General features: G+C 63.6%; 22 protein-coding genes. 21 read left to right on the top strand and 1 reads right to left on the bottom strand.

What is annotated here, in order from left to right; genetic code table 11:
- Positions 1–101 precede the first annotated feature (101 nt).
- The 15 genes from FJ970_RS22325 (at position 102) to FJ970_RS22255 (ending at position 13,314) form a co-directional block, all read left to right on the top strand.
- A complete protein-coding gene (locus FJ970_RS22325; RefSeq protein WP_140755407.1) occupies positions 102–1,142 on the top strand; it encodes an enoyl-CoA hydratase/isomerase family protein in 1,041 nt (346 codons plus the stop codon).
- The gene (locus FJ970_RS22320) at positions 1,139–1,561 is read left to right on the top strand and encodes a DUF6163 family protein (RefSeq protein ID WP_140755405.1); all 423 of its coding nucleotides are present in this window, start codon (positions 1,139–1,141) and stop codon (positions 1,559–1,561) included. Before FJ970_RS22325 ends, FJ970_RS22320 begins: the two co-directional genes overlap by 4 nt.
- 342 nt (positions 1,562–1,903) lie before the next feature.
- Positions 1,904–2,419 carry a transcriptional regulator LdtR gene (ldtR, locus tag FJ970_RS22315; protein WP_013896002.1) on the top strand — a complete coding sequence of 172 codons (516 nt, stop codon included), beginning with the start codon at positions 1,904–1,906 and terminating at the stop codon, positions 2,417–2,419.
- A gap of 349 nt (positions 2,420–2,768) precedes the next feature.
- Positions 2,769–4,022 carry a L,D-transpeptidase family protein gene (locus FJ970_RS22310; RefSeq protein WP_140755403.1) on the top strand — a complete coding sequence of 418 codons (1,254 nt, stop codon included), beginning with the start codon at positions 2,769–2,771 and terminating at the stop codon, positions 4,020–4,022.
- Positions 4,023–4,156: 134 nt separating this feature from the next.
- Positions 4,157–5,797, top strand: coding sequence for a Na+/H+ antiporter (locus tag FJ970_RS22305; RefSeq protein WP_140755400.1), 1,641 nt, complete (start codon positions 4,157–4,159; stop codon positions 5,795–5,797).
- A 178-nt stretch (positions 5,798–5,975) separates the two neighbouring features.
- The gene (gene glyA / locus FJ970_RS22300) at positions 5,976–7,289 is read left to right on the top strand and encodes a serine hydroxymethyltransferase (protein WP_140755398.1); all 1,314 of its coding nucleotides are present in this window, start codon (positions 5,976–5,978) and stop codon (positions 7,287–7,289) included.
- Between the two features lie 117 nt (positions 7,290–7,406).
- A complete protein-coding gene (locus tag FJ970_RS22295; protein WP_181178296.1) occupies positions 7,407–7,985 on the top strand; it encodes a hypothetical protein in 579 nt (192 codons plus the stop codon).
- A gap of 198 nt (positions 7,986–8,183) precedes the next feature.
- Positions 8,184–8,663 (top strand): transcriptional regulator NrdR, encoded by a 480-nt coding sequence (gene nrdR / locus FJ970_RS22290; RefSeq protein WP_015318247.1) that lies wholly within the window; start codon positions 8,184–8,186, stop codon positions 8,661–8,663.
- Between the two features lie 2 nt (positions 8,664–8,665).
- On the top strand, positions 8,666–9,802 hold the full coding sequence (gene ribD, locus FJ970_RS22285; RefSeq protein ID WP_140755394.1) for a bifunctional diaminohydroxyphosphoribosylaminopyrimidine deaminase/5-amino-6-(5-phosphoribosylamino)uracil reductase RibD: 1,137 nt from the start codon (positions 8,666–8,668) through the stop codon (positions 9,800–9,802).
- A 6-nt stretch (positions 9,803–9,808) separates the two neighbouring features.
- Complete coding sequence (locus FJ970_RS22280) at positions 9,809–10,426, top strand: riboflavin synthase (RefSeq protein ID WP_140755392.1); 618 nt, start codon at positions 9,809–9,811, stop codon at positions 10,424–10,426.
- A 70-nt stretch (positions 10,427–10,496) separates the two neighbouring features.
- Positions 10,497–10,757, top strand: a complete 261-nt coding sequence (locus FJ970_RS22275) for a CopG family ribbon-helix-helix protein (protein ID WP_140755390.1) — start codon at positions 10,497–10,499, stop codon at positions 10,755–10,757.
- Complete coding sequence (locus FJ970_RS22270) at positions 10,757–11,032, top strand: type II toxin-antitoxin system RelE/ParE family toxin (RefSeq protein WP_140755388.1); 276 nt, start codon at positions 10,757–10,759, stop codon at positions 11,030–11,032. Before FJ970_RS22275 ends, FJ970_RS22270 begins: the two co-directional genes overlap by 1 nt.
- Before the next feature lie 79 nt (positions 11,033–11,111).
- Entirely contained in the window at positions 11,112–11,606 is a 495-nt protein-coding gene (ribH, locus tag FJ970_RS22265; RefSeq protein WP_140755386.1) for a 6,7-dimethyl-8-ribityllumazine synthase, read from the top strand.
- Complete coding sequence (gene nusB, locus FJ970_RS22260) at positions 11,603–12,103, top strand: transcription antitermination factor NusB (RefSeq protein WP_015318243.1); 501 nt, start codon at positions 11,603–11,605, stop codon at positions 12,101–12,103. Before ribH ends, nusB begins: the two co-directional genes overlap by 4 nt.
- The gene (locus FJ970_RS22255; RefSeq protein WP_140755384.1) at positions 12,100–13,314 is read left to right on the top strand and encodes an MFS transporter; all 1,215 of its coding nucleotides are present in this window, start codon (positions 12,100–12,102) and stop codon (positions 13,312–13,314) included. Before nusB ends, FJ970_RS22255 begins: the two co-directional genes overlap by 4 nt.
- Positions 13,315–13,328: 14 nt before the next feature.
- On the opposite strand, the gene FJ970_RS22250 is transcribed toward FJ970_RS22255, so the two are convergent.
- The gene (locus FJ970_RS22250; protein ID WP_140755382.1) at positions 13,329–13,901 is read right to left on the bottom strand and encodes an NADPH-dependent FMN reductase; all 573 of its coding nucleotides are present in this window, start codon (positions 13,899–13,901) and stop codon (positions 13,329–13,331) included.
- A gap of 218 nt (positions 13,902–14,119) precedes the next feature.
- Here FJ970_RS22250 and FJ970_RS22245 point away from each other — a divergent pair, with 218 nt between their 5' ends.
- From FJ970_RS22245 to FJ970_RS22220, 6 genes are all read left to right on the top strand, one after another.
- Positions 14,120–15,031 (top strand): ABC transporter substrate-binding protein, encoded by a 912-nt coding sequence (locus FJ970_RS22245; RefSeq protein ID WP_140755380.1) that lies wholly within the window; start codon positions 14,120–14,122, stop codon positions 15,029–15,031.
- A gap of 208 nt (positions 15,032–15,239) precedes the next feature.
- Positions 15,240–16,403 carry an ABC transporter permease gene (locus FJ970_RS22240; RefSeq protein WP_140755378.1) on the top strand — a complete coding sequence of 388 codons (1,164 nt, stop codon included), beginning with the start codon at positions 15,240–15,242 and terminating at the stop codon, positions 16,401–16,403.
- Positions 16,400–17,338 (top strand): ABC transporter ATP-binding protein, encoded by a 939-nt coding sequence (locus tag FJ970_RS22235; RefSeq protein WP_140755376.1) that lies wholly within the window; start codon positions 16,400–16,402, stop codon positions 17,336–17,338. Before FJ970_RS22240 ends, FJ970_RS22235 begins: the two co-directional genes overlap by 4 nt.
- Positions 17,335–18,084 (top strand): ABC transporter permease, encoded by a 750-nt coding sequence (locus FJ970_RS22230; RefSeq protein ID WP_140755374.1) that lies wholly within the window; start codon positions 17,335–17,337, stop codon positions 18,082–18,084. Before FJ970_RS22235 ends, FJ970_RS22230 begins: the two co-directional genes overlap by 4 nt.
- A gap of 153 nt (positions 18,085–18,237) precedes the next feature.
- The gene (locus tag FJ970_RS22225) at positions 18,238–19,206 is read left to right on the top strand and encodes a hypothetical protein (protein ID WP_140755372.1); all 969 of its coding nucleotides are present in this window, start codon (positions 18,238–18,240) and stop codon (positions 19,204–19,206) included.
- Positions 19,207–19,396: 190 nt separating this feature from the next.
- Complete coding sequence (locus tag FJ970_RS22220) at positions 19,397–21,538, top strand: sodium-translocating pyrophosphatase (RefSeq protein WP_140755370.1); 2,142 nt, start codon at positions 19,397–19,399, stop codon at positions 21,536–21,538.
- Positions 21,539–21,582 lie beyond the last annotated feature (44 nt).

Raw genomic sequence — 21,582 nt, 5'->3', positions numbered from 1 at the left:
TGCCGCCAAGACCGCGGCCGACAGGCCGCTGCCATTGACGCACCCATGCGCCGCCTTTAGCACTTCAGTCCCGCAGGCGCGGGGACAAGGATTCTCTGGCGATGGATTTTGGTGGAGGCGACGAAATTCGCTTCGAAAGGTTGGGCAGGGCCGGCGTCGTCACGCTGACGCGGCCGCAGGCGCTCAATGCCGTTACCCATCGCATGGTCAAGGCGCTGGACAAGGCGCTGCGGTCCTGGGAGCGCGACGACGGTGTGGATGTCGTTGTCGTCAAGGCGGAGGGCAGGGCGTTTTCGGCCGGAGGCGATATCCTGCACATCTACGAAGCAGGCCGGGCCGGAAAGCCGCCGGTCGAGTTCTTCGCCGACGAGTATCGGCTCAACGCCTATATCGCCCGTTTCGAGAAACCCTATGTGGCGCTCATCGATGGCATCGTCATGGGCGGCGGGGTCGGCATTTCCTTCCACGGTTCGCACCGGGTGATGACCGAGAATGCGCAGTTCGCCATGCCGGAGGTCGGCATCGGCTTTTTCCCTGATGTCGGCGCCAGTCATCTGCTGCCGGATCTTGGCGGTTCCTTCGGCATGTATCTGGCGCTGACCGGAAACCGCATCCGCCATGGCGATGCGCTGTGGTCGGGGCTGGCCACCCACACCATCAAGGCCGAAGACCAGGCAAGCGTCCTCGACCGGCTGGTACTGACGGGCGATCCGGAATCGGTGCTGCGCGGTTTCTTTGTTCCGGCCAAGCGGGAGACCGACAGGCCGATCCTGGAGGCGATCGCCCGCCATTTCGCCCAACCGTCGCTGCCGGATCTCATCGACAGCCTGGATCGCGCGGGCAAGGACGAATTCGCGGCCAGGACGCTGGCGACGATCCGCATGCGCTCTCCGACCAGCCTTCGGGTCGCCTGGCGCCAGATCAGCGCCGGGCTGACATTGTCGATGGACGACTGCATGAGAATGGAGTTCCGCATCCTGAACCGCATGCTGGCCGGCCACGATTTCTACGAAGGCATCCGCGCCGCCATCATCGACAAGGGCTCGAAGCCGCAATGGCGGCCGCCTAAGATCGATGCGGTCAGCGAGGCGGATGTCGGGGCCTATTTTTCTCCGCTCGGCGATCGGGAGCTTGAGCTGTGAGCGAGGTGACATCGAGACGCGTCGTTCTGCAGCCCTCGACGGTGGAGGTGATCTTCGCCTGGTTCCAGCGCGTCATCGCGGGCTACTGCCTTATGTTCGGCGTCCTGTACTGGATCAAGCTGATCGGATTCTATCCGGGCTCGCTGTGGCGCTTCGACCTCATGCCGGTGCATTGGCAGGTGGCGGCGGTGATGCTCGCCGTGTTCTTTCCCTTCGCTGCGGCGGGATTGTGGATGCTGGCGTCCTGGGGGCCGGTGATCTGGTTCATATGCGCGGTCACCGAGATCGTCATGTATGCCGGCTTTCCCGAGCTTTTCGGCCATCGTCCCCTGATCATCGTCTCGCATGCCTGCGTGGCGCTGCTCTACATCGTCTTTCGCGTCGTCATCTACCTGCAGAAACGCCCGGCACGGCACTAGTGCATGTCGCCCGGAAGTGTTTTCGGTTCCGGGATAACGACATGCATAAAATCAGAAGCTTACAGCAGGTCGGGCGAATCCTATTCGCCGCGACATGCTGTAAAGCCAATGTACGCATTGATGAGTTGGCGATCGCTCGAATCCGCCCCGGCGATCGTTGCCTAAATCTTTAGGTTAATCATCCTTGCTCGGGTGACCGTTCGTTAAGCGTCTTGCGAAACCTCTTACCGGTAAGCTCTTGTTAGCCCTAGCGTTTAAGTCGAATTTTATGAGTATTCGATAGTGTCGCGATCAAGGTGAAAAACAAAAAATCACCAGGGCGACAAACGAGAGGCAAAGACAATGATCAATTCGCGTCCGGCGGCGAAGACCGCCAACGTTTCCGACGATCGCCGCGAGGCTATCCGTTCCCTGTACATGGAATCGCTGCAGCTGGTCGAGCGTCTGCACCGCCGTCTGCTCGATGTCATCAAGGACGAATTCGACCGCAACGGCCGTTCCGACATCAATGCCATCCAGGCGCTGCTGCTCTTCAACATCGGCAATTCCGAGCTGACCGCCGGCGAACTGCGCTCGCGTGGCTACTATCTCGGCTCGAACGTCTCCTACAATCTGAAGAAGCTGGTCGATCTCGGCTTCATCAACCACCAGCGCTCGCGCATCGACCGCCGTTCGGTCCGCGTCTCGCTGACGCCGAAGGGCAATGAAGTGGCTGATGTGGTTGCCGGCCTCTATGAGCGTCATGTCGGCTCGATCGAACAGGTCGGCGGCATCAACACTGACGAGTTCAAGCAGATGAACCGCGCCCTGCAGCGGCTCGACCGCTTCTGGAACGACACCATCGCCTACCGGATGTAAGACCATCCGGGAAACGGAGCCGCGCCGCAGAAGCGTGGCCATGACAGCGACCTCCAGTCAGGGCCGGTGCCGAAAAGCACCGGTCTTTTCTTTCTTGCGTCCGGCCAAAGCAAATTACGGGCCAAGGCCACGTTGCCGCCATATTCCAATGGAACCGAGAGTGGCAGTGATGCTGTGGTGAAGACCATGCGTCCACCCGCAACCGCATCGCGCCTCTTGGCTTTGTCGCCAATGTGATACGGCCCATGGTTGGCTAATTGTTAAGATTGCCGATTTTAGAGTGCGGGCGAGATCGCGCGATGATCGACGCAGCAAGTGATCGAACGCTACAAGAATGTCTGGAACGTCCATGAGAACCAGCCGCCGCCTTTTCCTTTCCGGAGCCTCCGCGCTCGCCGCCGCCGTAGTGGCCGGTCGTGCGAATGCGCAGGATGTGATCGGGGATATCCTGAAATCCTCGGCGCGCGGCAACTGGGATGATCAGTTCGACGCGCGCGCAAGCGAAGGCGGCAAGGTGGCCTCGACGCTGCCGATCTTCAGCCCGCAGACCGTCGCCTTCACCGAGCAGGCGGTCGCGCAGTATCAGAACATTGTCGGGCAGGGTGGCTGGACGGACGTTCCCGCGACCAAGAAGCTTGAGCTCGGCGTCGACGATCCGGATGTGGTGCCGCTGCGCAAGCGCCTGATGATTGCGGGCGACCTGTCGCAGAGCGCCGGCATTTCGACGGCTTTCGATTCCTATGTCGACTCGGCGGTCAAGCGCTTCCAGTTGCGCCATGGCCTGCCGGCTGACGGCTCGATGGGCAAGTACACTTACGCCGCGATGAACGTCTCGGCGCAGATCAGGCTCGGCCAGCTGCAGACCAACCTGCAGCGGCTGAAGGAGAAGGCCGGCACGTTGGGCAGCCGCTATGTGCTGGTCGACATTCCGGCGGCGCAGGTCGAAGCGGTCGAGAACGACCGCGTCGTGCTTCGCCACACCGCGATCGTCGGCAAGATCGATCGCCAGACGCCGATCGTCAATTCCAAGATCAACGAGATCATCGTCAACCCGTACTGGAACGCACCGGTCTCGATCGTGCGCAAGGACATCATTCCGCTGATGCGGAAGGATCCCGACTATCTCAAGAACAGCCATATCCGCCTGTTCGCGCCCGATGGCAGCGAAGTCGATCCGATGAACGTGGACTGGTCGACCGACGATGCCGCCAAGTACCGTTTCCGTCAGGATCCCGGTTCGGAAAACGCCATGGCGTCGGTCAAGATCAATTTCCCGAGCCCCGACGGCGTCTACATGCACGACACGCCGCAGCAGAGCCTGTTCGGCAAGATGATGCGCTTCGATTCGTCGGGCTGCGTGCGCGTTCAGAACGTGCGCGACCTCGTCACCTGGATCCTGCGCGACACGCCCGGCTGGGATCGCCAGCATTTCGAGGCGGCGATCAAGACCGGCCAGAACACGCCGATCCAGGTCACCAACCCGGTTCCGGTGCATTTCCTCTATCTCTCGGCCTGGTCGACAGGACCCGGCGTCGTCCAGTTCCGCGACGACGTCTACGCGCTCGACGGCGCCAGCGAGCTGCAGATCACGTCTTCGCTGTAACAAGCTGATATTTTTGCAAAAAAAGCCGCCCTAGGGCGGCTTTTTCGTTGCGGACGCCGTCAGATCCAGTCCTTTGACCGGCTGGACGAAGCTCCGGCGATTGGCGATGGTCGGCAAACAGCCGGATTCGTGCCATGGACGTCGCCATTTTCATTCTCGTCGTGCTCGTCTTCGTGGCGCTGTCCGGCGCGCTCGTCCGGCTGGTTCGGGTGCCGCTGCCGGTGCTGCAGATCGCCATCGGCGCGGCTCTGGCGTGGCCCGCCAGGGGCCTGCATGTCGAGATCGATCCCGAACTTTTCCTGCTGGTGTTCATCCCGCCGCTTCTGTTCGGCGACGCCTTCGCGGCGCCCAAACGCGAACTCGTCGCCTTGCGCGGACCCATACTCGATCTCGCCATCGGGCTCGTCTTCTTCACCATCGTCGGCTTCGGCTATGCCTTGCACTGGCTGGTGCCGAGCATTCCGCTCGTCGTCGCTTTCGCGCTGGCCGCCGTGCTGTCGCCGACCGACGCCGTGGCGGTGTCCTCGATCGTCGACAGGAATGTGGTCCCGTCCCGGCTGATGCACATATTGGAGGGCGAATCGCTGCTCAACGACGCGTCGGGACTGGTCATGTTCCGCTTTGCAGTGGCGGCGGCATTGACCGGCAGCTTCTCCTTCGCGGGAGCCTCGCTCAGCTTTCTCTACGCCGTCGCCGCCGGCATCCTGGCCGGTGTCGCGGCCCTGTTCATCGCCGCCAGGGCGCTGCAACTGCTCAACCGCATCGGTGGCGTGCCGGCCGAGGCGCAGGTTCTCGTCATGATCCTGCTGCCTTTCGTCGCCTATCTCGGCGCCGAGCATGTCGGAGCCTCGGGTGTCCTGGCGGCGGTGACCGCCGGCCTGCTGACCGGGGTCACCGGCATGTTCCGTTTCCTCGGCGTGTCGGCGCGCATGCAGACCCTGTCTCTGTGGGCGACGCTCACTTTCGTCTTCAATGGCGCTCTCTTCATTCTGCTCGGCCTGCAGCTTCCCGACATCATCCGCAAGGTCCCGCCGGAATTGTCCAGCCGGCATTGGCTGATCGAGCCGATGGCGACAGTGCTGATCCTGACGCTCTGCCTGATCGCGCTGCGCTTTCTGTGGATCTGGGTCGGCGACATCGCCCAGGCGATCGCGGCGCGTTTCGGCCAGCGCAAGGCCGAGCCGTTTGGATTTCGCGTCCGCCTCGCCGGCTCCGTGGCCGGCGTGCGCGGCGCCATCACATTGGCGGGCATCCTGTCATTGCCGCTGGCTTTGCAGGATGGCTCGCCCTTTCCGGCACGCGATGTCGTGATCTTCCTCGCCGCCGGCGTCATCATCTGCTCGCTCGTAATTGCCAGCTTTGCCTTGCCCAGGATCGCGCGGGGACTGGTCGAGCCGGGCGAGGATCCGGCCGCGGCGGAGGAGCGCCGGGCGCGCGTCGGCGCCGCCAATGCGGCGATCGCCAGGATCGAGAGCATCGCCAACGAGGCAGGCGAGGGCGAGGCGGTCGAGGCTCGGCTGGCCGTCGCCGACAGCATCGTGGCAGGTTACCGTCGACGCATCGCGGCTTCCGACGAAGCCGACGAGGCCCGTGCCGAGGCCCGTGAAGCCGGCAGGCTGGAGCTGGAACTCAGGGCAGCGGGCATCGAAGCCGAGCGCGCCGCGCTGCGCGCCATGTTCCGCAGCCAAGAGATCAATGATCACACGATGCGCGCCCTGTTTTCCGAAATCACCTTGACCGAGGCCTTGCTGAAGCAGCGGCGGAACAGGAAATAGCGGTCCGCGTCGAACCTTTGCCGCAAACCGGCCAGCAAATTTCGCGCCGCAAACGTGGCGAGCCCAAAACAACTGTGTTAATGGCCGGCGAACGCAATGCATGTCGCCCAGAACCGTCCAGTGGTTTGGGACGACGGCATCCAAGAATTTACCCTTTCAACCCCGGGGAACTCAGGCCATGGCAACAGCAGCGGCGGCGTCCAACAAATTCGAATCCTTCTTCGAAACCACTTTGGAAGATGCCGATCCGGAGATCTTCGGCGCCATTCGCAACGAACTCGGTCGCCAGCGCCACGAGATCGAGCTGATCGCTTCGGAGAACATCGTCTCTCGCGCCGTGCTCGAAGCGCAGGGGTCGATCATGACCAACAAATATGCCGAGGGCTATCCGGGCAAACGGTACTATGGCGGCTGTCAGTTCGTCGACGTGGCCGAGGAACTGGCCATCCAGCGCGCGAAAAAGCTGTTCGGCTGCAACTTCGCCAACGTCCAACCGAATTCCGGCAGTCAGATGAACCAGGCGGTGTTCCTGGCGCTGCTGCAGCCCGGCGACACCTTCATGGGCCTCGACCTCAATTCCGGCGGGCATCTCACACACGGCTCGCCGGTCAACATGAGCGGCAAGTGGTTCAAGGTCGTCTCCTATGGTGTGCGCAAGGAAGACCATCTGCTCGACATGGACGCCATCGAAAAGACCGCGCACGAGACCAAGCCGAAGCTGATCCTGGCCGGCGGCACAGCCTATTCGCGCATCTGGGACTGGAAGCGCTTTCGCGAGATCGCGGACGCGGTCGGCGCCTATCTGATGGTCGATATGGCACACATCGCGGGCCTCGTCGCTGGCGGCGTGCATCCCTCGCCCCTGCCGCACGCCCATGTAGTGACGACCACCACGCACAAATCGCTGCGCGGCCCGCGCGGCGGCATGATCCTGTGCAATGACGAGGATATCGCCAAGAAAATGAACTCGGCGGTGTTCCCCGGCCTGCAGGGCGGCCCGCTGATGCATGTCATCGCCGCCAAGGCGGTGGCCTTCGGCGAAGCGTTGAAGCCGAGCTTCAAGGTCTATGCCGAAAGCGTCGCCGCCAATGCCAAGGCGCTGGCCTCCAGCCTAAAGGAAACTGGACTGGACATCGTTTCCGGCGGCACCGACAACCACCTGATGCTGGTCGACCTCAGGCCCAAGAACGCCACCGGCAAGCGCGCCGAGGCGGCCCTTGGTCGCGCCAACATCACCTGCAACAAGAACGGCATCCCCTTCGACCCGGAAAAGCCCTTCGTCACTTCGGGCGTACGGCTGGGCACGCCGGCCGGCACCACGCGCGGCTTCGGCCAGGCCGAATTCCGTGAGATCGGCAAGCTGATCGCCGAGGTGCTGGATGGGCTCAAGGTCGCCAATTCCGACGAAGGCAATGCCGCGGTCGAGGCTGCGGTCAAGGCCAAGGTCGTTGCATTGACCGATCGGTTCCCGCTCTATCCCTATCTCGGTTGACCATCCTTATCCCGGTTGACCATCCTATCTCGGTTGACCGGGCGCGAAGCGTCATCTTTTATCCACCGGCGGTGCGTCACCCCTGATCGGGTGACGCATGGAACTGGAGAATTGATGATGCGCATTTTTTGTCTTGCCTCATTCGGCGCCTTCGGCTGGCTGGCTGCTTGCGGGCCTGTTTTGGCGCAGACGCAGCCCGCCCCGGAAATGCCAGCCACCAGCACTTTCGGCCGCTGGACCACCATGGTCGATACGCTCGACACCGGCCAGGACGCGCACAAGACCTGCGCCGCCTCCACGGCGTTCTTCGACGCGGGTGGCAATTCGGGCACGCTGACATTGTCGATCTCGACAGGCGATGCGCTGCCGCCCGATGCTTATCCGGCCGTCATGATCACCATCGACAACCGGACCCTGCCGACCGACAAGAAGATCGCGGCCATTTTCGGCGATCCCGGCGTCAAGGTTTCCGCGACGGTTTACTCCAACGATGCCGTCAATGGCCGTCCCAGCTGGACGATCGACAACCAGGCCAAGACAAGTCTCGCGCTGCTGCGGGCCATGCGAAAAGTCACGTCGCTCGACGTCACCTTCGGCAAGCAGGCCGTCGCCAGCATTCCGATGGACGGTTTCACGAAGGCCTATCGCAATCTCGGCACATCTTGCGGCTTCCCAACCAAGGACGTTGCGCCTTAACGGCTTGGCGGGCAGGGGACGATGGACATTCTCTGGAAAGGGGCATTGCCGTCTGGCTGCTTGCCGCGCTGGCAATCTTCCTCGCGCCTCGCTATCTCTGAGGCGCGGCAGGCCGTCGAAGAAACGGAACTGCTTCAATCCGCACCGGAAAGGCTCTAATCCTTTCACCTCACCAGATTCGCGAACCCAAGGCTCTCCATGCGCTGTCCCTATTGCCAGTCCGAAGATACGCAGGTGAAGGATTCGCGCCCCGCCGAGGACGGCGCGGCGATCCGCCGGCGGCGTGTCTGCCCCGATTGCGGCGGCCGTTTCACCACGTTCGAGCGCGTGCAGTTGCGCGACCTCGTCGTGGTCAAGAAATCAGGGCGAAAAGTACCCTTCGACCGCGACAAGCTGTTGCGCTCGGTCGAGATCGCGGTGCGCAAGCGCAATGTCGACCCCGAACGCATCGACCGCGCGGTGACCGGCATCGTGCGCCAGCTCGAAAGCTCCGGCGAAACGGAAGTGGCTTCCGGCGAGGTCGGCCGGCTGGTCATGGATGCATTGAAGTCGCTCGACGATGTCGCCTATGTGCGCTTCGCCTCGGTCTATCGCAATTTCCGTGAGGCCAAGGATTTCCACGAGTTGCTCGGCGAGCTGAAGGGGGACGAGGAAAAGAGCGAAGAGGACGCCGGCTGAGGATGGCAGGACCGCAACGCAGCGAGGCCGAACAAGCGGCCCTTGACCGCCGTTTCATGGCTGCGGCCTTGCGGCTGTCGCGCAAGAACGCCGGTCGCACCTCGACCAATCCGTCCGTCGGCACGATCATCGTGCGTGACGACGGTTCAGGCCCGATGATCGTCGGCACCGGCGTCACCGCGATTGGCGGTCGGCCGCACGCCGAGACCGAGGCGCTGGCCGAGGCCGGCGAACTCGCGCGGGGCGCCACCGCCTATGTCACGCTCGAGCCTTGCGCCCATCACGGCCGCACGCCGCCTTGCGCCAACGCGCTGGTCAACGCCGGCATCGCGCGTGTCGTGGGCGCTGCCAGCGATCCCGATCCGCGGGTCTCCGGCAAGGGCTATGCCATCCTGCGCGAGGCCGGTGTCGAAGTGGTGGAAAAGATCCTGGCCACCGAAGCTGCCGAACAGATGGCGGGCTACTTGATTCGTTCTCTGAGAAAGCGCCCGGAAATTATTCTGAAGCTTGCGCTTTCCAGCGACGGCAAGATCGGCAGGGAAGGCGCCGGCCAGGTCGCGATAACAGGCGACATGGCGCGCCGCGAAGTCTACCTGATGCGCGCCGAGGCGGACGCTATCCTGGTCGGGATCGGCACGGCGCTGGAAGATGATCCGGCACTGACGGTGCGTTTGCCCGGGCTGGAGAACCGTTCACCCGCACGCATCGTGCTCGACCGTCAGATCAGGTTGCCGGAAGGCTCGAAGCTGGTGTCGGGCGTCGATCGCGTACCGCTTTTCGTAGCGGCTTGCCTGGAGGCCGATCCGCAGCGCCGGGCGGCACTCGAGCGCGCCGGCGTACGCTTCATCGGCACGGAGACGCACGAGGGCGGCGTCGCATTGCCGGAACTGCTTGAGGATCTGGCGGCGCTCGGCATGGCAAGCGTGCTGGTCGAGGGCGGTGCCAAGGTGGCGAGCGCTTTCCTGGCCGACGGGCTGGTCGACCGCATCGTGCTGTTCCAGGGACCGGAAGCGATCGGCGAAGACGGCATTGCATCGCCTGTCGACGCTGACCATATCCCGGCAGATTTTCGCAAGCTGCGCGAGATGCGGTTCGGCGAAGACGGCTACGCCGAATGGATCAGGGATTTTCAGGGATAGCGATCGATGTTTACCGGCATTGTCACCGATATCGGCACCGTGGCCGCCATCAAGCCGCTGCGGGAAGGGGTGGGACTGCGCATCGACACCGCCTATGATCCCGAGACCATCGCCATCGGCGCCTCGATTTCCTGCGGTGGCGTCTGCCTGACGGTCACGGCATTGCCCCACAGCGGCTCGAATGTGCGCTGGTTCGAGGTCGAGGCCTGGGAGGAGGCGCTCAGGCTGACGACGGCGGCGGGCTGGAAATCGGGCACCAGGATCAATCTGGAGCGGGCGCTGAAGATCGGCGACGAACTCGGCGGCCACATCGTTTCGGGCCATGTCGACGGCACCGCCGAGATTGTCGAGCGCAGGGATGAGGGCGATGCGGTGCGCTTTACGCTGGAGGCGCCACGCCATCTGGCGAAATTCATCGCGCCGAAAGGCTCCGTCGCGCTCGACGGCACCTCGCTCACCGTCAACAGGGTCGAAGGCACCCGCTTCGACGTGCTGTTGATCCATCATTCGCTGACCGTCACCACCTGGGGCGAGCGCAAGGCCGGCGACCGCGTCAATCTTGAGATCGACACCATGGCCCGCTACGCGGCGCGGCTGGCGGAGGCGGCGAAAGAGGGGCTGTAGGCACAGCCCCAATCTCACCTCGACTTAATCAACTTTAATCGCTATGATTAAACTTGATTGCGAGGCTTGAATGGACACAAAAGTTATCACCGCTCATGTTCCGCTACCGCTTGCGGAGAAAGTGGACCAACTGGCTGCTCGACTTGAGCGTCCGCGCGGGTGGATCGTCAAACAAGCCCTTTCCGCTTGGGTCGATTTGGAGGAGGAACGTCGACGGCTCACGCTTGAAGCGCTGGCCGATGTCGACGCTGGTCGGGTTATAGACCACCAGGCCGTTCAGGCATGGGCCGAGAGTCTTGGTACTGAAAAGCCACTGCCGGTACCACGTTGATGGAGCTGAAGTGGACCAGTAAGGCTTTGTCCGATCTGGTCAGGCTTCATGACTTTCTTGCAGCAGTGAACAATCAGGCGGCAGCCCGTGCGGTGCAGTCGCTGGTTGCCGCCCCAGCACGGCTAATCGAGAATCCGCGTATCGGGGAGAAGCTGGAAGAGTTCGAGCCGCGCGAAGTCCGCCGCATTTTGGTCGGCAACTACGAGATTCGCTATGAGATAGCGAACGCCACGATTCTGTTGCTGCGCCTGTGGCACACGCGAGAGGATCGATAGGACGACTAGCCCACGGGCAATCTTCCGCTTGCGATCAAACCGGCTTCGGCCTAAGTCACCGGCGACCCCGGAGACATTTATGGCTGGCACATCCCAACACGGCAAGGCGTTCATCCGTCCCAAGACGAAGGCGCACTTGCTTATCATCGAGGCGCGCTTTCACGACGACCTTGCCGACGCGCTGCTCGACGGCGCGACAAGCGCGCTCGATGAAGCGGGCGCGACTTACGACGTCGTTACTGTTCCCGGTTCGCTCGAAATTCCCGCGGTGATCACCTTCGCGCTCGACGGCATGGCCGAAGGCGGGACGGGCTATGACGGTTTTGTCGCGCTCGGCACCGTTATCCGTGGCGATACCTATCATTTCGACATCGTCGCCAATGAATCCAGCCGTGCGCTCATGGACCTGTCCGTGCAGGACTCGGTCTGCATCGGCAACGGCATCCTGACCACCGAGAACGATGCACAGGCGTGGACGCGGGCCAAGCGCTCGGAAGGCGACAAGGGCGGCTTTGCCGCGCGTGCGGCGCTGACCATGATCGCGCTGAAGGAACAGTTGGGAGCGCGATCGTGAGCGAACCCGCTTCGCCAGGACAGCCCGCGGTGCGCCACGCCAACAAGCGCGGTGCTGCCCGTCTGGCTGCCGTGCAGGCGCTCTACCAGATGGATGTTGCCGGCAGCGGTGTGTTCGAGATCACCGCCGAGTACGAGGCGTTCCGCCTCGGCAAGGAAGTCGACGGTGCGCTCTATCGCGAGGCGGACGCGCAGTGGTTTCGCGCCATCCTGACAGGCGTTGTCGAGAACCAGAAGACCATTGATCCGATCATCCGCCAGGCGCTGACCGACGACTGGCCGCTGTCGCGCCTCGATTCCACGCTGCGTGCCATTCTGCGCGCGGGCGTCTATGAGCTGATGAAGCGCGAGGACGTGCCTGTCGCGGTGATCGTCACCGAATATGTCGATATCGCCAAGGCCTTCTACGAGGAAGACGAGCCGAAGCTGGTCAACGCCGTGCTCGACCGTGTGTCACGCCGTGTGCGTGGCGAGGGCCGCGGCAAGGACGCTTCGTGACCGCCATCGCCGTCGAGGCGGGCAAGGAGGCGCGGCGGACCGCGCTGATCCTCGCCGCCTCGCAGGCGATCATCGGCTCGGCGGCTCCCATAGCCATCTCCATGGGCGCGCTGGCTGGGCAGTATCTGCTCGGCGCCGACAAATCCCTGGCGACGGCGCCCATCACTGGCTTCAATCTCGGCGTGGCGCTCGGCGCCTTGCCGGCTGCGGCCATCATCCGATGGCTCGGCCAGCGGGGCGGCTTCATGACCGGAACCGTCGTCACCGCGCTCGGCGGGCTGGTCGCCACCCTGGCATTGTTCCACGGCAGCTTCTGGCTGTTCGCGTTCGCATTGCTCGTCATCGGCGTCGGCGGCGCCTTCGTCCAGCAGTTCCGTTTTGCCGCTGCCGACAACGCACCGCCGGCGTTCAAGGCGCGCGCCATCTCCTTCGTGCTCGCCGGCGGCATCATCACCGCCATTCTCGGACCTCAGATCGTCATCTTCACCCGCGAATTGTTCGCGCCTGTCATGTTTGCCGGTTCTTTCGCCTCGATCCTGCCGCTGGCGGCGGCCGGCGCCATCATCCTGTCGTTCCTGCGCTTGCCGGCGAAGGCCGCGAGCAAGGTGGTGGACGTTGCCGACGGCGATGCCAGACCCCTTTCCGAAATCGTCACAAAGCCGCGTTTTGTCGCGGCGCTCTTCTGCGCCGTCGGCAGCTACGCGCTGATGAGTTTCGTCATGACCGGCGCGCCGCTCGCCATGGTCGGCTGCGGCCTGTCCGAGGACGATGCGACGCTGGGCATCTCCTGGCATGTCATGGCGATGTTCGGGCCAAGCTTCTTCACCGGCTCGCTGATCCATCGCTTCGGCGCCGAGCGCATTGTCGCCATCGGCCTGCTGTTGCTGACCGGCTGTGCCGTCGTTGCACTGTCGGGCCTGGCGCTGTGGCAATTCTGGGCAGCGCTTATCCTGCTCGGCCTCGGCTGGAATTTCGCCTTCATCGGCGCCACCGCCATGGTGGCGGCCAGCTACCACCCTTCCGAAAAGGGCAAGGTGCAGGGCTTCCACGACTTCGTCCTGTTCGGCTCCGTCGCCTGCGCGTCGCTGATGTCGGGCATGGTCTACAACGCCTGGGGCTGGACGATGCTGAACTGGATGATCTTTCCGGTCGCCGCCCTCTGCTTCGTGGCACTCGGCGCGCTGAAGATAACGAGCTTGCGACCGGCTTGACGCCGATTTGAAAATTATGCGTCCGGCGGCAGGACCTGAAGCACCCGCGCGATGAACATATGGAACTCGGCCATATAGTTGCGCAGGAAGTCCTCGGTGGATTCAACCGTCACCTCGCCCTCATCCGTGATCAGCCCCGGCGTGAACTGGATATAGGCTTCGGGCGCGTTCATCTGCGGCGAGTTGCAGAAACCCAGAACGCTGCGCAGGCTTTGTTGGGCGACGGCGGTCGCGATGGCTCCCGGTGATGTTCCGATGACGGCGGACGGTTTGCGCGCGAATGAATTCTTGCCGTAGGGGCGACTGGCCCAGTCTATTGCGTTCTTCAGTCCGCCGGGGATCGAGCGGTTATACTCCGGGGTGACGAACAGCACGGCCTGAACGGAGGCGATCGCCTTTTTGAAAGCTTGGGCGGCTGGTGGGAAATTGGCGTCATAGTCGTAGCTGTAGAGCGGCAGATCCTTGAAGCCGATTTCCGTCATTTCGAGTTCTGGAGGGGCAAGTTGAACGAGCGCCTTCGCGAGCTTGCGGTTGATGGATTCCCGGGCAAGGCTGCCGATGAGATAACCGACCTTGTGTATGGCCATGACACGCTCTCCGTGTTTGCCGCCCGCACCCTCGGGGCATTATCCGCCGGAAGGCGGCCGATCGCCAGCCCGCTGTTGCCGCCGCGCCGAAATCGGCGCGTCTGGAACAAAAATATTGCGCTGATCCCCTTTCTTATGAAACCGTATGCCCCGACTGGCCGTTGAAGCCATGCTCATATGCGCCCACCGCATTCCGGTTCACAGCAAGGGATTTCACAATGTTTTCGATCAAGCATCTGGTCGGCGCCGCTGTCGCGCTGAGCCTGTCAGCCGTTTCCGCGAGTGCTCAGGTCGTCGTTTCCTCGAAGATCGACACCGAGGGTGGCGTGCTCGGCAACATCATCCAGCTCGTCCTCAACGCCAACAACATCAAGACCACGGACCGCATCCAACTCGGCGGCACGCCGGTAGTGCGCAAGGCGATCATCGCCGGCGAGATCGACATCTATCCCGAATACACCGGTAATGCGGCCTTCTTCTTCGAAAAGGCCGATGACCCCGTTTGGAAGGATGCGGCCAAGGCCTATGAGACGGCCAAGAAGCTCGACTACGACGCCAACAAGATCGTCTGGCTGTCGCCGGCGCCGGCCAACAACACCTGGGCGATCGCCCTGCGCAAGGAAGTCGCCGAAACCAACAAGCTCGCCACGCTGTCCGATTTCGGCAAATATGTCGCCGGCGGCGGCAAGATTGTGCTGGCGGCCTCGGCCGAGTTCGTCAATTCGGCCGCAGCCCTGCCGGCCTTCCAGACCACTTATGGCTTCACGCTGAAGCCGGACCAGCTGATCACCCTTTCGGGTGGCGATACGGCAGCGACCATCGCCGCGGCCGCCAACCAGACCAGCGGCGCCAACGCCGCCATGGTCTACGGCACCGATGGCGGCATCGCGCCATCGGGCCTCGTCGTGTTGACCGACGACAAGGGCGTGCAGCCGGTCTACCAGCCGGCGCCGATCATCCGCGAATCAGTGCTGAAGGAGCACCCGGAGATCGAGACGCTGCTTAAGCCGGTCTTCGCCAAGCTCGACCTCGTCACGCTGCAGGAGCTCAATGGGCGCGTGCAGGTCGGCGGCGAGCCGGCCAAGGGCGTCGCCGAGGACTTTTTGAAGAAGAACGGGTTTTTGAAATAGCTACGCGTCGATAAGTGACGTCAGTGCGAGGCGCCCCCCTCTGTCCTGCCGGACATCTCCCCCTCAAGGGGGGAGATTGGCAGTTTGTGCGCCTCGCTTCTCTTTACAGCGCCGAAGATCGGCGAAGGCCGTCACGACATCCGATCTCCCCCCTTGAGGGGGAGATGTCCGGCAGGACAGAGGGGGGCGCCTCGCGCAAACGCGCCTTATGACCCCGCGTTTCGACAAGCTCGGCGTGGTCATCGCCGTGATTGCTGCCTATGCGGCTTTCGCGGCACCATTCGCCACCTTCCGCGCCAACCGCATCGTTCCCGGCCAGGCACGCTCGATCCTCGAAGCGCTGCCGGTAACGACCGGTCCGCTGCTTTTGGCTATCCTCGTCCTCGCTGCCCTTGTCGCCCTGTTCAGGACGCCGCTCATCTTGCGCCTTGCAGCCAGCGCGATCGCGCTTGTCGCGCTTGCGCTGCTCATCGGTGTCGCCGGCACGTTCCTCACTCCGGCCGGAAATAGCTTTGCCCGGGTCTCGCCAGCTTCCGGCTTCTGGATTCTCATCTTCGCCTTCACGCTTTTGCTCGCCGACGTATTGACCCGGCTCAACCTGTCGCCTTGGGCGCGCGTCGGCGTGCTTGTCGTTGCGGCGCTGGCCATCGGCTTGCTGCTGATTTCGGGACGCTGGGACAGCCTCTCGATCCTCAAGGAGTATTTCAACCGCGCCGACAGCTTTTGGGCCGAAGGCTCCAAACATGTGACCCTGGCGCTCGGCTCGCTGCTTGCCGCCGTGATCGTCGGCTTGCCGCTCGGCATCCTGTGCCACCGCGTCGAGAGCCTGCGGGCCGGCGTTCTCAACGTCTTGAACATCATCCAGACCATTCCTTCGATCGCGCTGTTCGGCCTGCTGATCGCGCCGCTCGGCTGGGTCGCGACCCATGTGCCGGGAGCCGCCGCGCTCGGCATCAGGGGCATCGGCACGGCACCCGCCTTCGTCGCGCTGTTTCTCTATTCGCTGCTGCCGGTGGTGGCCAACACCGTGGTCGGCCTTGCCGGCGTGCCGCGTGCGGCCAACGATGCGGCGCGGGGCATGGGCATGACCGACCGCGAGCGCCTGCTCGGTGTCGAGTTTCCGCTGGCCTTTCCGGTGATCCTCACCGGCATCCGCATCGTCCTGGTGCAGAACATCGGCCTTGCCACCATCGCCGCGCTGATCGGCGGTGGTGGTTTTGGCGTGTTCGTGTTCCAGGGCGTCGGCCAGACGGCGATGGACCTGGTGCTGCTCGGCGCCGTGCCGACCGTGGCGCTGGCTTTCGCCGCCGCCATCATCCTCGACGCGGTGATCGAAATGACCGCCACCAAGCGCAGGGTTGAAACGGCATGATCGAGATCGAAGGCATCACCAAGCGCTATGACGCGACGACGGTCGTCGACAACGTTTCGATGATCATCGAGCCACGGACCATCGCCGTCATCGTCGGCACCTCGGGGTCCGGCAAGACGACGCTGCTGCGCATGATCAACCGGCTGGTCGAACCGACATCAGGCACCATCAAGCTCGACGGCGCCGACAATCGATCGGTGCCCGGTTACGAACTGCGCCGCAGTATCGGCTACGCCATCCAGGGCCACGGCCTGTTTCCGCATCGCACCGTGGCGCAGAACATCGCCACCGTGCCGGTGCTGCTTGGCTGGGACAAAGGTCGCATCAAGGCCCGCGTCGATGAACTGATGACGCTCTACCAGCTCGATCCCCTGGAATTCGGGCCGCGCTACCCGCACGAACTCTCCGGCGGCCAGCAGCAGCGCGTCGGCGTGGCCCGCGCGCTTGCCGCCGAACCCAACGTGCTTTTGATGGATGAGCCGTTCGGCGCGCTCGACCCGATCATCCGCACCAAGGCGCAGGAGGATTTGCTGGCGATCCAGAAGCGCTTCGGCACCACCATCATCCTCGTCACCCATGACATGGAGGAGGCCGTGCACATGGGCGACAGGATCGCGGTGATGGATGCCGGCAAACTCGTGCAATATGCAAGGCCGGCGGAGGTCCTGGCGAAGCCGGCCAACGCCTTTGTCGAGACGTTGGTCGGCGCCAGTGAAAGGCCATTCAGGCTGTTGTCGCTCGGTCGGGTGCGTGACGCCGTGGAGCAGGGCGGAGCCGAAGGCGAAGCGATCCCCGGCGACGCCAGCCAGCGTGACGCGCTTGCGGAACTTCTCTGGTCCGGCAGGCCGGCGCTTCCGGTGAAGGGCGCCGACGGCAAGCCGATCGGCCGCGTCACCGTGGATGGCCTGGTCAAGCGGGCGGCGAGGCCGGCATGAAAGCCTGGCTGCCTCTGTTGCTCAGGCTTGCGCTGGTGGTGTTGCTTGTTGCTTTCATCACCAGCCCGGGTTGGTTCGAGCCGTTGCTGAAGCCGCTGACCGAAAACAACGCTCCCGCGATCTACAACCAAGGCAGCCTGCTGACGCTGACGCTGCTGCATCTGCGTACCGTGTTGATCGCGACCGTCGCGGCCACCATCGTCGCCGTGGCGCTTGCCATCCTCGTCACCCGGCCCGCAGGCGCAGAATTCCTGCCGCTGTCGCGCAGCCTGGTCAATATCGGCCAGACCTTTCCGCCGGTGGCGGTGCTGGCGCTCGCCGTGCCGGCGGTCGGCTTCGGCGAGAAGCCGACGCTGATCGCGCTGTTTCTCTACGGCCTGCTGCCGATCTTCGAGAACGCGCTCACCGGACTGACGACGCTGCCGGCCAATGTCGTCGAGGCGGCGCGCGGCGCGGGCATGACCGGCTGGCAAAGGCTCACCAAGGTCGAACTGCCGCTCAGCGCGCCGATCATCCTTGGCGGCATCAGGCTGTCGGTGGTGATCAGCCTGGCCACCGCCACCATCGGCTCCACGGTGGCCGCCAGGACGCTCGGCGAGGTGATCATCGCTGGGCTGCTGTCGAACAATCTGGCCTTCATCTTGCAGGGCGGTTTGATCGTCGCGGCACTTGCCGTGCTGATCTATGACGGACTATCCGCGGTCGAGCGCTACGCGGCGCGCCGGATGGGGCGTGAGGCGGAATAGCTGTCAGCGCGCGTTGGCAGGGCAAAGTGGTCGAGAATTGCCGCCAGGGGGTCGCCTTCTCAAGGCCCTTGCCATTGTCTTGAAAATCGCAACGCTTGTTCAACCAAGGTGGGCGCAAGGCACAGGCTCAACGGCACCAGGAGAGGCAGGAAGATGGATTGGCTAGCAGGCCTCGGTCGCAGGCTTTGGCGCTCCGGTGAAGCAAGGCCGGCGCGGCCAGTCGGCTTCCCGATTGCGATCTTGTCGTTCGACAGGCCGGGCTATCTGCGCGAGGTGCTCTACAGCCTTCGCCCGCAGATCGCAGAGCGGGACAGGGTGGTGCTGTTTCAAGATGGCGGCTGGAACCGCTGGAGCGGCCGCCAGAAGGGCAATGCCGAACTGATTGCTCAGTGCGTTGCCGCCTTTCGCCGGATCATCCCGTGGGGGGAGGTAGTCGAGGCGCCGGAAAACCTCGGCATCGCGCTGAATTATGAGCGCGCCGAGCGTTACCTGTTCGAGGATTCGCGGGCAGAGAAGGCGCTGTTTCTCGAGGATGATCTGCTGCTTTCGCCCAACTATCTCGGCGTTGTCGGGCAACTCCTCGATCTCGCCGAGCAAGACCAGCGCATCGCCTATGTCGCGGCCTATGGCGATCTCTGGGCCGGCCGGCGCAGCCAGCGGCGCCGAGCACACGACCTCATCCCGATGCACGAGAACTGGGGCGCCGCGCTCACCCGATCCGCCTGGCTGGCCGAGCGGCCTTTTCGCAAGCAATATCTCGAACTGGTCGGCGATTGCGACTATTCCAGGCGCGATCACGAAGCGATCAAGGCTTTCTATTCCGGACGCGGCTGGAAGAATGAGATCACCAGTCAAGATGCCGCCCGCTGGATAGCGTGCGCCGAACGTGGCGCGGTGCGGGTTACCACCTTCGCCTGTCACGCCCGCTACATCGGCATGCATGGCGAACACTCCACTCCCAAGCTGTTCAAGGCGTCGAAGTTTGACAAGACGGTGGTGTTCAGGGGCACTCCGCCTGATTTGACCGCGCCGACGGACGATGAGGTGGCGTTGTGGCTGGGTACCGAGCGCCAGCGCTTTCAGGGCGGCGGCAAGCCGTTCTATGTCGGGCACGGGCTGTGATCCGAATTTAATCGGTTTGCACGAAGCAATGCGGCGAAAGCCGGGCAAAAACCGAACAATATCTTGACGTTCGCAGCCCTGTTTCGCATACACCGATGCGAAGAGGGGGATTCCATGCACGGGATTCCGTCTTTGTCTCAACGGCTCAGGGAGGGGTTCTTTTGGGCCAACAATCGAGGAAAACCCGGCAATGACCATAATTTCCGCCGTCATCGCCTGCGGCTTGCTTTCTGTCCTTTACGCCATATGGGCGACACGTTCGGTCCTTGCGGCCGACCAGGGCAACGCACGCATGCAGGAAATCTCCGCCGCCATTCGCGAAGGCGCGCAGGCCTATCTGGCGCGCCAGTACAGCACCATCGCCATCGTCGGCGTGGTCGTGCTCCTGCTCGCCTGGTGGCTGCTGTCGATCACCGCCGCCGTCGGCTTCCTGATCGGTGCCGTTCTGTCGGGCGCAGCCGGCTTCATCGGCATGCATGTTTCGGTGCGAGCCAATGTGCGCACCGCACAAGCGGCTTCCAACAGCCTCGCCGCCGGCCTCGACATCGCCTTCAAGTCGGGCGCCATCACCGGCATGCTGGTTGCCGGCCTGGCCCTGCTTGGCGTTTCGATCTACTACCTCATCCTCACTCATTTCCTCGGTCTCCAGCCTAACGACCGCATCGTCATCGACTCGCTGGTCTCGCTCGGCTTCGGTGCTTCGCTGATCTCGATCTTCGCCCGCCTCGGCGGCGGCATTTTCACCAAGGGGGCCGATGTCGGCGGCGATCTGGTCGGCAAGGTCGAAGCCGGTATTCCGGAGGATGATCCACGCAACCCGGCCACCATCGCCGACAATGTCGGCGACAATGTCGGCGACTGCGCCGGCATGGCCGCCGACCTGTTCGAAACCTATGCGGTGACGGTCGTCGCCACCATGGTACTCGCCGCCATCTTCTTCGGCGGCACCGCCGTCCTCGGTGCGGCGATGCTGTATCCGCTCGCCATCTGCGGCGCTTGCATCCTGACCTCGATCGTCGGCACCTTCTTCGTCAAGCTCGGCTCCAACGGCTCGATCATGGGCGCGCTCTACAAGGGCCTGATCGTGACCGGCCTGCTGTCGGTCGTTGGCCTCGGCGTCGCCACTTCGGCCACGCTAGGCTGGGGCGAGGTCGGCACCGTCGCCGGCATCACCATCACCGGCAAGAACCTGTTCATCTGCGGCCTTATCGGCCTTGTGGTGACCGGTCTCATCGTCGTCATCACCGAATACTACACCGGCACCAACAAGCGCCCCGTCAACTCGATCGCCCAGGCGTCGGTAACCGGCCACGGCACCAACGTCATCCAGGGCCTCGCGGTCTCGCTGGAATCGACGGCGCTTCCGGCAATCGTCATCGTCGGCGGCATCATCGCCACCTACCAGCTCGGCGGCTTGTTCGGCACGGCGATCGCCGTCACCACCATGCTCGGCCTCGCCGGCATGATCGTGGCGCTCGATGCCTTCGGCCCGGTAACCGACAATGCCGGCGGCATCGCCGAGATGGCGGGCCTGCCCAAGGAAGTGCGTCACTCCACCGACGCGCTCGACGCGGTCGGCAACACCACCAAGGCGGTGACCAAGGGTTACGCCATCGGTTCGGCCGGCCTCGGCGCGCTGGTGCTGTTCGCGGCCTATTCGAACGACCTGAAGTTCTTTGCCGCCAATGGCGACAAGTATCCCTACTTCCAGGGCATGGGCGAAATCTCGTTCGATCTCTCCAACCCTTACGTCGTCGCCGGCCTGATCTTCGGCGGCCTCATACCCTACCTGTTCGGCGGCATCGCCATGACGGCCGTCGGCCGCGCGGCGGGCGCCATCGTCGAGGAAGTGCGTAAGCAGTTCCGCGAGGATCCGGGCATCATGGCCGGCACCTCGAAGCCGAACTATGCGCGTGCCGTCGACCTCCTGACCAGGGCGGCAATCCGGGAGATGATCATCCCGTCGCTGCTGCCGGTGCTGGCGCCGCTCGTCGTCTATTTCGGCGTGCTGCTGATCTCGGGGTCGAAGGCGTCCGCCTTTGCCGCGCTTGGCGCCTCGCTCCTCGGCGTCATCGTCAATGGCCTGTTCGTCGCGATTTCGATGACCTCGGGCGGTGGCGCCTGGGACAACGCCAAGAAGTCGTTCGAGGACGGTTTCACCGACAAGGACGGCGCCAAGCACCTGAAGGGTTCCGAGGCGCACAAGGCTTCGGTGACCGGCGATACGGTCGGCGATCCCTACAAGGACACCGCCGGCCCGGCAGTCAACCCGGCGATCAAGATCACCAACATCGTGGCCTTGCTGCTGCTGGCCGTGCTCGCGCACGGCTGAGACCAGGACTTAAAATCAAAAACCCGCGAGGAGCGATCCTCGCG

This window comes from Mesorhizobium sp. B2-1-8 (assembly GCF_006442545.2).
In the GTDB taxonomy this organism is placed as follows: Bacteria; Pseudomonadota; Alphaproteobacteria; order Rhizobiales; family Rhizobiaceae; genus Mesorhizobium.
The sequence above is the reverse complement of the archived record's forward strand: the minus strand, read 5'-3'. Positions and strand labels throughout refer to the sequence as shown.